12 protein-coding genes and 3 pseudogenes are annotated in these 13,816 nt (G+C 59.5%); 13 read left to right on the forward strand and 2 right to left on the reverse strand.

The features are described from left to right. The first annotated feature begins 80 nt into the window (after positions 1-80). The 8 genes from OMP38_RS26115 to OMP38_RS26150 all read left to right on the forward strand — a co-directional run bounded on the left by OMP38_RS26115 (position 81) and on the right by OMP38_RS26150 (position 7,165). The gene (locus OMP38_RS26115; RefSeq protein WP_277567692.1) at positions 81-1,055 is read left to right on the forward strand and encodes a shikimate dehydrogenase family protein; all 975 of its coding nucleotides are present in this window, start codon (positions 81-83) and stop codon (positions 1,053-1,055) included. Beyond that, positions 1,052-1,657 carry a glucose-6-phosphate isomerase gene (locus OMP38_RS26120; protein WP_277567693.1) on the forward strand — a complete coding sequence of 202 codons (606 nt, stop codon included), beginning with the start codon at positions 1,052-1,054 and terminating at the stop codon, positions 1,655-1,657. Before OMP38_RS26115 ends, OMP38_RS26120 begins: the two co-directional genes overlap by 4 nt. A gap of 31 nt (positions 1,658-1,688) precedes the next feature. Then, entirely contained in the window at positions 1,689-2,534 is an 846-nt protein-coding gene (locus OMP38_RS26125) for an NAD(P)-dependent oxidoreductase (protein ID WP_277567694.1), read from the forward strand. Next, positions 2,480-2,638 carry a hypothetical protein gene (locus OMP38_RS26130; protein ID WP_277567695.1) on the forward strand — a complete coding sequence of 53 codons (159 nt, stop codon included), beginning with the start codon at positions 2,480-2,482 and terminating at the stop codon, positions 2,636-2,638. The genes OMP38_RS26125 and OMP38_RS26130 overlap by 55 nt, the downstream gene beginning before the upstream one ends. Then, entirely contained in the window at positions 2,635-3,483 is an 849-nt protein-coding gene (locus OMP38_RS26135) for a sugar phosphate isomerase/epimerase family protein (protein ID WP_277567696.1), read from the forward strand. Before OMP38_RS26130 ends, OMP38_RS26135 begins: the two co-directional genes overlap by 4 nt. A gap of 174 nt (positions 3,484-3,657) precedes the next feature. Next, positions 3,658-5,448, forward strand: a complete 1,791-nt coding sequence (locus OMP38_RS26140; protein WP_277567697.1) for an L-fucose isomerase — start codon at positions 3,658-3,660, stop codon at positions 5,446-5,448. Positions 5,449-6,251: 803 nt separating this feature from the next. Further along, entirely contained in the window at positions 6,252-6,521 is a 270-nt protein-coding gene (locus tag OMP38_RS26145; protein ID WP_277567698.1) for a hypothetical protein, read from the forward strand. Then, complete coding sequence (locus tag OMP38_RS26150) at positions 6,518-7,165, forward strand: phosphatase PAP2 family protein (RefSeq protein WP_277567699.1); 648 nt, start codon at positions 6,518-6,520, stop codon at positions 7,163-7,165. Before OMP38_RS26145 ends, OMP38_RS26150 begins: the two co-directional genes overlap by 4 nt. Before the next feature lie 152 nt (positions 7,166-7,317). Here the strand turns inward: OMP38_RS26150 and OMP38_RS35130 are convergent, their stop codons facing one another. Then, positions 7,318-7,713, reverse strand: coding sequence for a M20/M25/M40 family metallo-hydrolase (locus OMP38_RS35130; protein ID WP_338130661.1), 396 nt, complete (start codon positions 7,711-7,713; stop codon positions 7,318-7,320). A 17-nt stretch (positions 7,714-7,730) separates the two neighbouring features. After that, the gene (locus OMP38_RS26155) at positions 7,731-8,507 is read right to left on the reverse strand and encodes a M20 metallopeptidase family protein (RefSeq protein ID WP_338130662.1); all 777 of its coding nucleotides are present in this window, start codon (positions 8,505-8,507) and stop codon (positions 7,731-7,733) included. A gap of 247 nt (positions 8,508-8,754) precedes the next feature. On the opposite strand from OMP38_RS26155, the gene OMP38_RS26160 reads away from it, so the two are divergent. The 5 genes and pseudogenes from OMP38_RS26160 to OMP38_RS36685 all read left to right on the forward strand — a co-directional run. Beyond that, positions 8,755-9,945, forward strand: coding sequence for an MGDG synthase family glycosyltransferase (locus OMP38_RS26160; RefSeq protein WP_277567700.1), 1,191 nt, complete (start codon positions 8,755-8,757; stop codon positions 9,943-9,945). A gap of 72 nt (positions 9,946-10,017) precedes the next feature. Then, positions 10,018-10,393 (forward strand): annotated as a pseudogene (locus OMP38_RS26165) (glyoxalase superfamily protein). Positions 10,394-10,566: 173 nt separating this feature from the next. Next, positions 10,567-11,553, forward strand: coding sequence for an aldo/keto reductase (locus OMP38_RS26170; protein ID WP_277567701.1), 987 nt, complete (start codon positions 10,567-10,569; stop codon positions 11,551-11,553). Positions 11,554-11,734: 181 nt separating this feature from the next. Then, positions 11,735-13,287: pseudogene (locus tag OMP38_RS36235) on the forward strand (spore germination protein); the annotation flags it as partial. A gap of 81 nt (positions 13,288-13,368) precedes the next feature. Next, positions 13,369-13,809: pseudogene (locus OMP38_RS36685) on the forward strand (Ger(x)C family spore germination protein); the annotation flags it as partial. Between the last annotated feature and the right edge of the window lie 7 nt (positions 13,810-13,816).

The following is a 13,816-nucleotide window of genomic DNA, read 5'->3' on the forward strand; positions in this document are numbered from 1 at the left end:
ATGAGCATATCGCGGAAATCAGCAATACGGCAAGCGACGCGTGCCCGGACGCACGCGCATCAAGGAGAGGAGCAAGTCCCATGAAGCTGCCGCCAAGCGCGGCGTCGCCGACGATGTACTTCGTCGGCGTGACGACCGGACAATCGTCCATTATGAAGCTGTTTCCGCTATGGGCCGAGGCGCTCGGCCTCGGCGGCCCGAAAATCGTCGGCATCGACATCGCCATACACGCGAATCCAGAGACATACCGGGATTGCGTGCGCTTTATCAAAGAGGATCCGCTCTCCCTGGGCGCCCTCGTCACGACGCATAAGATCGACCTGTTCAACGCCGCGCGCGACCTGTTCGACACGCTCGACCCGTACGCGGCGACGTTCGAGGAGATCTCGTCGATTTCCAAGGCAGGCGGCGCGCTCGCCGGCCACGCCAAGGACCCGATCTCAAGCGGATTGTCGCTTGAAGCGTTCGTGCCGCCGGGACATTGGAAAAAGACGGGCGGACACGCGCTGATCATGGGCGCTGGAGGCAGCGCGCTCGCTATCTGCAGCTACCTGACGCATCCCGATCGCGGGGACGACGTGCCGGACACGATCGTGATCACGAACCGCAGCCCGGAGCGGCTCGAATCCGCGCGCCAGCTGCTCGGCCGCATCGATACGCACGTGCGGTTCGAATACAAGCTTTGTCCGTCGCCGGCCGACAACGATGCGGTGCTGGCGGGCATGCCGGCGGGGTCGCTTGTCGTCAACGCGACCGGACTCGGCAAGGACCGTCCGGGTTCCCCGCTGACGGACAACGCCGTTTTTCCCCAAGGCGGCCTCGTTTGGGAGCTGAATTACCGCGGCGCGCTCGACTTCATGCATCAAGCGCTTCGCCAGCAGGCGCAAAGGCGGCTCCACGTGGAGGATGGCTGGATCTACTTTATCCACGGCTGGACGCAGGTGATCTCCGAGGTGTTCCATGTGCCGATCGAGGGCGAGACATTCGATCGGCTGGAAAAAATCGCGATGGAGCTGCGCGATGGCAGCGAAACGAAGGGAGCCGCGCAAACATGACGCAAACGCACGCGACCGGTCCGAAGCTCGCCAATCCGTTAACGCCGTTTACGCTCTATTTCAGCCTGAACAACGGACTGTCCGACGCAGCGCCTTCGCTGCAGCGCCAGCTATCGAAAATGAAAGGGATGTATGCGGACGACGAGGCTTATCGCAGCTTGCTCGCGGACGGCGCCGACCCGCTCGTCTATGAGTTCCACGAGCTCGGCATTCCCGAGTCCGACGGCAACCTGGCGTTCGGCACGAGCATCGTCTATCCGGGCAAGGTCGGCGACGAGTATTACATGACCAAGGGACACTTCCATACGGTTCTCGACACGGCCGAAGTCTACTATTGCATCGGCGGCAAAGGGATGATGCTCATGGAAAATCCGGAAGGCGACTGGAACGTTCAGGAATTCGCGCCGGGAAAGGCCGTTTACGTACCCGGACGATACGCGCACCGCAGCATCAACACCGGACATGAACCGCTCATTACGTTCTACGTCTTCCGCGCGGATGCCGGACACGACTACGGCACGATCGAGACGAAGGGCTACCGCAAGGTCGTCGTCGAACGCGACGGGCAGCCGGCCGTGCTCGACAATCCGAAGTGGAAGTGAGCCGCGTGCCGCGCAAAGGAGGTGTGCCGTCATGGCTCCGAAGCTTAAAATCGTCGTGACGCCGCGTTCGTTCGGCAAGTCTGACCCGGCTCCGATCGAGCTGCTCGCGTCGCAAGGTTACGAAGTCGTTTACAATCCGTACGGACGGATTCTCACGAAGGAAGAGATGAAGGGACTGCTTGCGGATGCGGACGGCGTCATCGTCGGCGTCGATCCGCTGGACCGCGAGGTGCTGGCGGAAGCGCCCGGGCTCAAGATTATCTCCAAGTACGGCGTCGGCACGGACAACATCGACCTGAAGTACGCCGAGGAGCGAGGCATCAAGGTCACGCTGGCGACGGGCTCCAACACAGAAGCGGTCGCGGACTTCGCCTTCGCGCTGATGATGGCTGTCGCCAGACGAGTGACCGTCATCGACCGGGCCTGCCGGGACGGCATATGGAAAGCCGATGCCGCAATCGACGTTCACGGCAAAACGCTGGGCTTGCTCGGCCTTGGCGCGATCGGCAAGGCGGTTGCCCGCAGAGCCTCGGGGTTCGGGATGAAGGTGCTCGCCTACGATCTATTCCGCGACGAAGCGACCGCAGCCGCTTACGGCATCGCCTACCGCGATTCGATCGGGGACATCGTCCGCGAGGCGGACTTCATCAGCCTGCATTTGCCGCTCGACGGCAAGACGGCTGGTATCATCGGCCGCGAGCAGTTCGAGCTCATGAAGCCGACCGCGGTGCTCGTAAATACGGCGCGCGGGGGGGCTGATCGACGAGGCTGCGCTGCTCGAAGCGCTGCGGGCGGGACGGATCTGGGGGGGCGGGCATCGACGTGTTCGAGAAGGAGCCGCCCGACAATCCGGCGCTGCTCGCCCTCGGCAACCTGATCGCGGGCTCGCACTGCGCGGCGTCCACGCAAGGGGCTGTAACCAACATGGGCATTATCGCGACGCAAAATCTGATCAAGCACCTGGAGGTGTCCGTATCATGAAGCTCGGCATTCACGCCTACGCCTGGTGCTCCCAATGGAGCAACGAGACGCTTGGGCTCATTGATCGCGTCAAGGGACTCGGTCTCGACTTCATCGAGATTCCGCTCATGACGCTGGACGCATTCGACGCCGCCGCCGTCAAGCGCCGCCTCGAGGACGCCGGTCTCGACGCGGTGACGTCCACGGTGCTGCTGCGTGGCACCGACATTACGAGCGCCGACCCCGCCGTCCGCGCTGCCGGAATCGCGTATTTAAAAGAATGCGTGCGCGCGACGGCCGCCATCGGCAAGGCGAATCTGTCCGGCGTCGTCTATTCGCAGCACGTCAAGGAGACGAACGCCCGGCCGACCGAGCAGGAATGGGGCTGGGCGGCGGAGGGGCTTCGCGAGGCGGCCGTTTATGCGCAGGCATACGGCGTGCAGATCGGCCTCGAGCCCGTCAACCGTTACGAATCGAACCTGGTCAATACGTGCGGGCAGGCGATCGCGCTGAAGGACATGATCGGCGAGCCGAATATTAAGATCCATCTTGACACGTATCACATGAATATCGAGGAGAAGAGCTTTTACGAAGCGACGAAGGCGGCAGGCTCGGATCTGATTCACTATCATATTTGCGAAAACGACCGCGGCATCCCCGGCACGGGGCTCGTCGACTGGGACGCGATTTTCCGCGCGCTGTCCGAGATCGGGTACGCCGGGTATGCCGCGCTGGAGTCGTTCGTCGACGTGACGGACAACATGAACACTTGGGTATGGCGCCAGCTGGCGCCGAGCGGCGACGCGCTCGTCGAGGAAGGCGTGCGGTTCATTCGAGGCAAAATGGCGGAATACGGCCTCGCCTGAGCGGGCGATAGGCATTAGCAGGCGAAAGGTGTAAGCAGGCGCAGGCAGACGTAAGCAGCGTAGGCAGCGTAGGCAGCGTAGGCAGACGTAAGCGGGGTCAATTAAATGCGCAAAGGCAGGCCAGTGTTTGCGGGCCAAAAGCGGAAAGAGCATACAAGTATAGGAGCGAGGCATATGGCGGATCTTGCACATCGCTACGAGAGCGGATTTCCGAAGATCGGCATCCGTCCGATCATCGATCGCCGCAAACTCGTGAAGGCGGCAACCCAGGAGATGACGATGGAGCTGGCGCATGAGGCCGCAAAGCTGCTGTCGGCGCAATTGCGATATCCGGACGGAAGCCCGGTCGAATGCATCGTGAACGACGTCTGCATCTCCGGCCTTAAGGAAGCGGCGGCTTGCGCGGACAAGTTCGCGAAGGAAAAGGTCGGCGTGCTGCTGACCGTCGCCTCCGGCTGGTGCTACCCGCTCGAGACGATGGAGACGGATGCGCGGCTGCCGCATGCGGTATGGGGCTTCAACGGCACGGAACGCCCTGGCGCGGTCTATATGGGCGCGCTTCACGCGGCGCACAATCAGAAGGGACTGCCGGTATTTAAAATTTACGGCCGGCACATCCAGGACATCGGCGAGCGGACGATTCCGGCAGATGCGGCCGACAAGCTGCTGCGCTTCGCGCGAGCGGGCCTCGCGGCGGCGCTGCTGCGCGGCAAGTCATACTTGTCGATCGGCTCGGTGTCGATGGGCATCGCGGGCTGCATCGTCGAAGACGATTTTTTTCAAAGATATCTCGGGATGAAAAACGCCTACGTCGACATGACGGAGGTGAGCCGCCGCATCGAGCGCGGCATTTACGACGAGGAAGAGTTCGGCCGTGCGCTCGCTTGGGTGAAGGAAAAGTGCGCCGAAGGCCCGGATCCCAATCCCGCGGCACTAATCATTCCTGTTGAACGGAAAGCGCAAAACTGGGAGACGGTCGTCAAAATGGCGTTGATCGTCCGGGATCTGATGATCGGCAATCCGCGTCTTGCCGAACGGGGCTACGAGGAAGAAGCGTACGGTTATAACGCGATCGCGTCCGGTTTCCAGGGACAGCGGGAGTGGACCGATCACCTGCCGAGCGCGGACTTCCTCGAAGCGGTGCTGAACAGCTCGTTCGATTGGAACGGCACGCGGGAGCCCTACATCGTCGCGACGGAAAACGATAATCTGAACGCGGTGACGATGCTGTTCCAGCATTACTTGACGAACACGGCGCAAATCTTCGCCGACGTGCGCGCCTACTGGAGTCCGGAGGCGGTGGCCCGCGTGACCGGCCATAAGCTCGAAGGACGCGCGGCCGGCGGGGTGCTGCACCTGATCAATTCGGGACCGGCGGCGCTCGACGGCACGGGCGAGATGACGAAGGACGGGCTGCCCACGATGAAGCCGCACTGGGAGATCACCGAGGCGGAGATCGACCGCTGCCTCGCGGCGACGTCCTGGCGACCGACCTACATGGATCAGTTCGCGGGCGGCGGGCACTCGACGGACTTCCTGACGCGCGGCGGCATGCCCGCCACGATGGCGAGGGTCAATCTTGTCGAAGGCGTCGGTCCGGTGCTGCAGCTGGCAGAAGGCTATACGGTCGAGCTGCCGGAGGACGTACATGCCGCGCTTGACGAGCGAACGACGCCCACCTGGCCGACGACCTGGTTCGTGCCGAATCTCGTGCCGGGTGATCCGGTTTTCGACGATGCCTACACGGTCATGGAGCATTGGGGCTCCAACCACTGCGTCGTCAGCTGCGGTCATATCGGGGACGATCTCGTCACGCTGGCGAGCATTCTGCGCATCCCGGTCAATATGCACAACGTCGACGCGAAGCGGCTGCTGCGGCCGAGCGCCTGGAGCGCGTTCGGCACGAAGGATCCGGAAGGCGCGGACTACCGGGCATGCGCGGCATACGGTCCTTTGTATAAATAAGGGGAAAAGGCGGCAGAAGCTGTCGCCAATGCGTTAAAGACGCACTTGTATACGCATCCAGAACTGATGTATACAACAGACTGTCGCTCGAGGAGATGAAGGGAAGTGCGGCTCGATCGACAAGTTTATCGAAGAAGGACTCGGCGTTACGAAGCAGGGACGCGCCAAGCTGAAGGCGATGTACACGGAATAGGATCCTGCTGTGCGATTCCTATACAACGAAAGAGCGAGACGGAGAGCCGTATTTACGGTTCGCCGTCTCGCTTTTTCATGATGCGCCCCTTCCGCGTGAATCCGATTCCCCGACGTTAGCGCCTTCCCGCCTCGAAACGAGACGAGTAACCATCGTTCCGAAGATGCTGATCATGACGACGACCAATCAAAAGACCCAAGGCATGGTTTAACTGGCGCACTTAAATAATGATTTAAGGATGGCTTCATCGCTCGTTTAGTTATCGCGAATAATGTAAGGAAGCAGGCGAAGGAGGGGTTCGACAATGCGGCGTCTATCGGTTATATTTCTATCGTTAATGCTGTTAACGATTTGGGCGGCGCAGGCGTCGGCTGAAGTCGTTCCTTCGCTTTCCGTTGTAGACTTTCGATACGATTGCGCAGGGAACGGCGTACCTACGATCTATCTCACGTTAATCAACGCTAGCCAAAAGCCGCTGCAGCCTGTCGTGAAGGTGACCGTTAACCAGGCGTATTCAACCAGTCAAGATGCTTATCGATATCGAAAAAAAGCGTCGCTTCGAACCAAAGTCTTGTCCCTCGTCTTGTCGGACGGCAAAGAGCGAGTTGGCTTGACTTTGGACAAACGGCTGAAGCCCGGAGACTACGAGGCGATCGTCGAATTTCCGCAAATGGACAAGCTGAATGACAGAAGGTTCGACTTCAACGTCACCGAATCCGATCCAATGACGGGGATGCGACCGCTTCAACAAAAGCAACCGGCTGACTTCGGCGATTTAAAGCCGGCAGCTTGGCGAACAGCGCTCGCCGTATTTTTGCCCGCGACCGTCGCAGCCGTCATCTCGGCAGTCGTTTTAAGACGAAGGAGATCTCATCGATGAAATTTACGCTCAAGCTGAGCGCGGCCTTGCTGCTGAGTATCCTTTTCGCCGCAGGGTTCGGCCTCGTTGCGCTGCTGGTAGGCTACCATCGTTTGAACGTATTCGACCGTTCGGTCATTCGCTTCGTGCAAGGCTGGGAGTCCCCGCCGCTGTCGCACGTCATGAAGTTTTTCACGGCCATCGGGGCTGGCTTGCCTGTAACGGCGATCGCGGTCGGTATCGTCTTGCTCTTGTTTTTCGTGCTAAAGCACCGGCGCGAGCTCATCTTGTTTGTTTTTGTGCTGGGCGGATCCCAATTGCTCAATGTGATTCTGAAGCTCGCATTCCACCGCGAACGCCCCGATATTCACCGGATCATTCAGGTGGCCGGCTACAGCTTTCCGAGCGGGCACTCGATGGGCGCGTTCAGCCTTTATGGCGTATCGGCGTACTTGCTGTGGAAGCATATTCCTGCACGGTGGGGAAGAGCGATCCTGATCGCGGCCAGCGCGGCGCTCGTGTTGGCGATCGGCGTCAGCCGAATATACTTGGGCGTTCACTATCCGAGCGACGTGATCGGCGGCTATCTGGCCAGCGGATTTTGGCTCGCCTCGTCCATCTGGGTATACCGCAAATACGACAAGCGCCGCGTCCGTCAGTCGTGACTGCGGTATTTTAGCGCAGTGGGCCGAGTCCGTCGTGGATTCGGTTCCGATCACCGGCCGCCGAAGTGAAAAACAAAAAAGGCGATGACGTAGTCATCGCGAGAGAAGCGATTTACTGCAAGACGAATGTAAGGTGAAGCGACTGGAAGCGGCTAGGCCTGTTCTAAATAATGCACAGCAGCGGAAGCGAGCATCGCCGCCCCGACAGGAAGAGCGCTCTCGTCCAAGTCGAACATCGGGTGGTGCAGCGGATAAGACGTCCGCTCCGTACCGTCGCCGACGCCAAGCCAGAATAAGGCGGACGGCACTTCCCGCGCGACGAAGGCGAAGTCTTCTCCGCCCATGGTCGGCCGTTCGTTGAACCATCTGCCGATACCGAGCGTCCGGTCTGCCGTATGCTTGACGAGCTCCGTCATGCCTTCGTCGTTGATGACCATCGGGTAGCTGAACTTGTAATCGCATTCGTAAGCGGATCCGAACGAGTCGGTGACGCCCCGTACGATCCGTTCGATTCTGGCAGGCATGAGCGCTTGCAGGGCAGGGTTCAAGGTGCGGACCGTTCCGATTAATTCAACCTCCGGGGCGATGACGTTGGAGGCGAATCCCCCCCTTGGATCTGTCCGATCGTCACGACCACCGAATCCAGCGGGTCCGTCTGGCGGCTCGCGATCGTCTGCAGCGCAGTGATCACTTGCGCGGCGATCGGGATGGCGTCGATCGTCTGGTGCGGCGCCGCGGCATGCCCGCCGCGGCCGATGATCCGGATGCGGATGCGATCCGCCGCGGCGTAAAACGTGCCCGAGCCGACGCCGATCCTGCCGGTGTCTATCGTTGGCTTCACATGCAGGGCAAAGGCGGCATCTACGCGCGGATGATCGAGAACGCCGTCGTCGATCATGGCTTTGGCGCCGGCCAGTCCTTCCTCTGCAGGCTGAAACATGAATTTGATATGGCCCTTGCGCGGCGCGTCGCATGAGGCGAGCAGCTGCGCCGCGGTCATGAGCATGGCCGTATGTCCGTCATGGCCGCACAAGTGGGCTTTCCCTTTCGCGATAGAAGCATAATCCGCCGTCTTGCCGTCCGGAATCGGCAGGGCGTCCATATCGGCTCTGAGCAGTACCGTCGGCCCGGGTTCCGTCCCCTGCAGCAGGCCGACGACGCCGGTTTTGCCTACGCCCGTACGTACCTCGAGGCCCAACCGGGTCAAATGATCCGCCACGATGCCGGCCGTTCTATTTTCTTCATAACCGAGCTCGGGGTTCCGGTGAAAGTCGCGCCGCCATGCGGACAACTGCGCACGCATGTCCAGGGCGGCTTGATAGAAGGGATGTCGTTCGGTCATGTCTTATTCCTCTCCTTGTCCCCATCGCTTAAAATTTTGGGAATAGTCAGTTAGCGCCACATTGAGCATAGTCGAACCAGGCGTATAAAGGGCCGGGTCTACCTTGCATTTTATAGGGGATTCTTATGTTTATGTTTACACCCCGTTAAAGAACGCTTCATTCGCCGATTAGGATCGAGCATTATATTGAAGGTAAGAGCCTGCGCTTCGCGCCTGCCGCGCAAAGCGTATCGAGGGGGGAACGGCGATGGAGGAACGGGCAGGGAAAATCCTGATCGTATACGCAAGGTTCGGGGACGGCCATTACCAGGTATCCAAGGCGCTCGAGCAGCAATTCGCTTCGCATCCGGGGACGCGGTTCGAATTGCATCTCGTCGATCTGTTCGCGGAAGCGCATCCCGCGATGGACGCGATCGTCCGCTGCGCGTATGCCAAGAGCATGACCTGGTTCCCGAAAACGTACGGCTGGAGCTACAAGGTCACCAACGGCATGAAGCACGATCGCCCGCTCGGCAGATGGCTGCATGCCTTCGGCCAAAGCAAGATGGCTGCGCTTCTGCGGACGATCAAGCCCGACGCGGTCATCCACACGTTTCCGTTCCTCGCGACATACCGGGCCATGGCGTCCTCGGGCATCGCGATCCCGACCTACACCGTCATTACCGATTACGAGCTGCATACCCGCTGGATCCATCCGCTCACGGACGGCTACTTCGTGGCGACGGAGGAGATGAAGGCGCAGATCGCCGGCATGGGCATCCGCGAAGATCGCATCCATGTCACGGGCATTCCGATTCGCGGGCAGTTCCGCGGCGAGCGCCGTTCAAGGCTGGAGATATGCGGCGAAAAGGGACTCGATCCAGATCGGACGTACGTCCTCGTCATGATCGGCGCGCTGTCGGATCCCGAACGGCTGGTCGATTCGCTGCTGACACTGGAACTGTCCGCCACGCTGCTGCTCGTCGCCGGCCGCAACGCCAGGCTCTGCAGCAGGCTCGAAAAGCGCTACGAAAGCCGAACTGAGGTGCAGGTGATCGGCTATACGGATCGCATCGAAGCGTACATGTCCGTCGCGTCTTGCATCGTCACGAAGGCAGGGGCGGTCACGCTAACCGAGGCGATCGCGATGGGCGTACCCGTCGTCGTGTACAAACCGATACCGGGCCAAGAGCAAGGCAATGCGGAATACTGGGGACGGAGGCAAGCGCTGCGCATGGCCAAGGACGCGGCATCTCTCCGCGAAGCCGTGGCGCTCGCGATCCGAAGCCGCGAAAATCCGCCTGCAAGTCCGATCGTGCCAAAGGACGCTTCGCGTGTCATCGTAGCCGAAGTGCTCTGCGGCGGAGGCGCGGGACAGCTAGCGAAGCGGTCCTCGGGTATGCCTTCGCCGTCCGGTTGGCCGACGTTCGACCCGCGATTGATAAAATCCGGGCCATAAAGGAAAAGCCGGGGCCGGCAGCGAATCAAACGAAGGAGCACAAGTCCTATCGATTGAAAGGGAGGCCGGCCCGTGGCGCAATTTTCGCAAGTCATACCGATCCTGCGCATTTTCGACGAAGCCATCGCAAAGACGTTTTACTTGGACTTTTTAGGCTTTTCGCTGGACTGGGAGCATCGGTTCGAACCCGAAATGCCGCTCTATATGCAGATCTCCAAAGGCAGCATTCAAATTCATCTGAGCGAGCATCACGGGGATTGCTGTCCCGGCGCGGGGATTCGTATCAACATGAGCGGCGTGCGGGAGTTCCAAAAAAGAACTGATCGATAAAAAATACATGTATGCCAGGCCTGGTTTGCAAAAAACGCCGTGGAATTCCGAAGAATGCACCGTGACGGATCCTTTTGGCAACCGTCTGGTGTTTTGCGAGTATCTAGAAGCCGAATGAAAACCAAACGTATCTACGAACCGTTCGACGAATCGGACGGCAAACGGATCCTGGCCCGGTCGAAGCGCCGGGCGGAGAGCGAAGCGCAAATCGCAATGCCATTAGGATGATTCCTCCATCTAAGTTAATATAGATCATAAGCTTGGCAACCCGATGGAGGAAGGATGATCGATATGGAGTACGTAAAACTGGGGAATACCGGACTGGACGTATCCAGGCTTTGTCTGGGCTGCATGAGCTTCGGAGACGCGAGCCGTTGGACGCATCCGTGGATTCTCGACGAGGAGAACAGCCGTCCGATCATCCGAAAGGCGCTTGATCTGGGCATCAACTTTTTCGATACGGCCAATGTTTATTCGACGGGCGCGAGCGAAGAGATCGTCGGTCGGGCTTTGAAGGCGTATGCGAACCGGGACGAGGTCGTCATCGCGACGAAGGTGCACTTCCGCATGCGTCCGGGACCTAACGGCGCAGGGCTATCCCGAAAGGCGATCTTTAGCGAGATCGACTACAGCCTGAAGCGGCTCGGAACCGACTATGTGGATCTATATCAGATTCATCGCTGGGACTACGACACGCCCATCGAAGAGACGATGGAGGCTTTGCATGACGTGGTCAAGGCAGGAAAAGCAAGATATATAGGCGCCTCCGCGATGTTCGCTTGGCAGTTCCTCAAGGCGCTGCATACCGCGGAGAATAACGGCTGGACGCGGTTCGTTTCCATGCAGAACCATTACAATCTACAGTATAGAGAAGAGGAGCGGGAGATGCTCCCGCTTTGCAAGGAAGAGAAAATCGCCGTGATCCCATACAGCCCGCTCGCGTCCGGCAGGCTGCTGCGCGATCCGGGCGTCACGACGGCTCGCTTCGAAACCGACGAGGCCCAGCGGACGAAGTACGACGCGATGCAAGCAGCCGATCGGCCGATCGCGGATCGGGTCGCGGCGATCGCGGCGCAACGAGGCATTCCTCGCGTACAGGTCGCGCTTGCCTGGATGCTGCAAAAGGACATCGTCGCTTCGCCGATCATCGGCGTGACGAGCATGTCCCAGCTCGAAGAAGCGATACCTGCGCTGTCCGTCAAGCTGACGCCGGAAGAGATCGCATCGCTCGAACAACCGTATGTACCGCACCCGGTCGTCGGCGCCATCGCGAGATAACAGCAGATCCAGGAATAAAAGGCACGCCTTTATGGCGTGCTTTTTCGTCGTCTGTGAGGGGATTTTGCATTTTGCGCGCCTCGCAGTTATGCGTCGCATATTTTCGTTCGCCGATTGGGAAAATATAGCCATCGGGGTTCTTTTGGGGAGGGCATCTCATTTGAGACGATTGAGGAAATGGATGCGACAAAATCCGAAGTATCCCGCCATGCAGGAGTCGCTCGATAGAGAGGGCGAGGAAGACGCGAGGCTAACCGCAGCGCTTGAGCAGAACGAAGCGACGTTCCGGCACGTTTTTCAGGATTGCTCAGATATCGTCTTCCGGCGCGTTTGTCTTGAACGACAGGAATCGCTGCTGGTCATTTATATCGCCAGTTTGGCGGACGAACAAGTCATCGACGATCATATTTTAAAACCGTTGATGTCGCGCGAGGCGGCTCAAGCCGACTCGGAGCGAACAGGTGCGGAAGCGTTGACGGACCGGCTGATCACATCGGCGTCCGCGAAGCTATCGTCGGACGTCAATGAAATCGTACGTCAGCTATTGAACGGTCATGCGGCCGTGCTTCAAGACGGCGACAATAGCGCTATATTGGCGAAGGCTGACGGCATCAAGCAGCGGAGCCTTGAAGAGCCTTCCTCCGAACCGGTCATCCGCGGACCGAGAGACGGATTCATCGAAAACATTTCCACGAACATGGGATTGCTTCGCAGCCGGCTGAAAACGCCACGGCTCAAAATGGAGACGGTCACGATCGGAGAGCTGTCCCGGACGCAGGTCATACTCGCTTATATCGCGGGGATCGCGGCGGCATCGCTGATCGGAGAAGTGCGCGAAAGAGTGGGACGGATTCAGATCGACGGCATTCTGGATTCCGGCTACATCGAGGAGTTTATCGAAGACCTGCCGTACTCCCCGTTCCCGCAGACGCACAGCACCGAACGGCCGGACGTCGTCGCCGCCGAGCTCTTGGAAGGAAAAATCGCCATTTTGGTCGACAACACGCCATTCGCGCTTATCGTCCCCATGACGTTCTGGACCGGCTTACAAGCGAGCGAGGATTATTATATTCGGTGGCCCGTCGCCACCTTCGTACGCTGGATCCGGTTCCTGTTCCTTTTCATCGCCATTTTCGCCCCCCTCTTTGTATGTGGCGATTACGACTTTTCATCAGGAAATGATTCCGACGAACTTGGTGCTGAGCATCGCATCCGCCAGAGAGGCCGTTCCCTTCCCGGCTTTCTTCGAGGCGCTGCTGATGGAGATCGTATTCGAAGCGCTGCGGGAAGCGGGGGATTCGCCTGCCGAAACAAATCGGTCAAGCAATCAGCATCGTCGGCGCGCTCGTCATCGGCCAAGCGGCCGTGCAAGCGGGCATCATCTCCGCTCCCGTCGTCATCATCGTGTCGATCACGGGCATCGCCACGTTTACGATTCCGCGTTACAGCTTTGCAAGCGGCGTACGGCTGCTGCGGTTTCCGATCCTGCTTCTGGCAGGCACGCTCGGATTGTACGGGATCGTGCTCGGATTATTAAGCATCGTGCTGCACGTGGCTTCGTTGCGTTCGTTCGGCGTTCCGTACTTGACGCCGCTCGCCCCGATTCAGCGCTCGAGCTTGAAGGATATCCTCATCAGGTTGCCGATCTGGGCGAAGAGGCATCGTCCGCAGGCGACGGCGATGGCCGATCGGGTTCGCGAGCCGGCCGGACAACAGCCGAGCCCTTACCGGGGGGAGGCGGTCATGAATCGCGCTTGGCAAGCCTGTTTGCTATTGTCCGTATGCGTGTTGAGCGGGTGTTGGGACCGAACGGAGATCAACGATCTGGCGTTCATCGCCGGAAGCGCGTTCGATCTGACGGAGAACGGCGATTACCGGCTGTCGCTGCAGATCGCGATTCCTTCTTCGACCCCTGGCGGAGTCGCAGGAGGCGGACCGCAGCAGAAATTTTTCGTCCTGTCGGCTACCGGGAAGAACGCGAACGAAGCCTTCGAAATGCTGCAAAAGAAGAGCTCGCGGAAGCTTTTTACCGCCCATCGCAGCGTGATTTTCATCGGCGAAACGCTGGGCCGTCGCGGAATTAACGGCGTGCTTGACGTTTTCGCGCATGATCCGCGTCAGCGATTGCGAACTTACATGATGGTCGTTAAGGGGGGGGCGAAGCGCGGAAAGTGCTGCAAACGAAATATCCCTTTGACCAGGTGCCGATGGAGGCGATCAAGGAAATGGAAGGCCAGCATAGCGAGATTGCGGTGAATTTGCG

It is taken from the genome of Cohnella ginsengisoli (assembly GCF_029525555.1).
GTDB lineage: Bacteria > Bacillota > Bacilli > Paenibacillales > Paenibacillaceae > Cohnella > Cohnella ginsengisoli.

Excerpts from the sequence above, each read along its gene's own strand:
- OMP38_RS26115 (WP_277567692.1), top strand. The coding sequence starts at position 81 with ATGAAGCTGCCGCCAAGCGCGGCGTCGCCGACGATGTACTTCGTCGGC.
- OMP38_RS26120 (WP_277567693.1), top strand. The coding sequence starts at position 1,052 with ATGACGCAAACGCACGCGACCGGTCCGAAGCTCGCCAATCCGTTAACG.
- OMP38_RS26125 (WP_277567694.1), top strand. The coding sequence starts at position 1,689 with ATGGCTCCGAAGCTTAAAATCGTCGTGACGCCGCGTTCGTTCGGCAAG.
- OMP38_RS26135 (WP_277567696.1), top strand. The coding sequence starts at position 2,635 with ATGAAGCTCGGCATTCACGCCTACGCCTGGTGCTCCCAATGGAGCAAC.
- OMP38_RS26140 (WP_277567697.1), top strand. The coding sequence starts at position 3,658 with ATGGCGGATCTTGCACATCGCTACGAGAGCGGATTTCCGAAGATCGGC.
- OMP38_RS26150 (WP_277567699.1), top strand. The coding sequence starts at position 6,518 with ATGAAATTTACGCTCAAGCTGAGCGCGGCCTTGCTGCTGAGTATCCTT.
- OMP38_RS26155 (WP_338130662.1), bottom strand. The coding sequence starts at position 8,507 with ATGACCGAACGACATCCCTTCTATCAAGCCGCCCTGGACATGCGTGCG.
- OMP38_RS26160 (WP_277567700.1), top strand. The coding sequence starts at position 8,755 with ATGGAGGAACGGGCAGGGAAAATCCTGATCGTATACGCAAGGTTCGGG.
- OMP38_RS26170 (WP_277567701.1), top strand. The coding sequence starts at position 10,567 with ATGGAGTACGTAAAACTGGGGAATACCGGACTGGACGTATCCAGGCTT.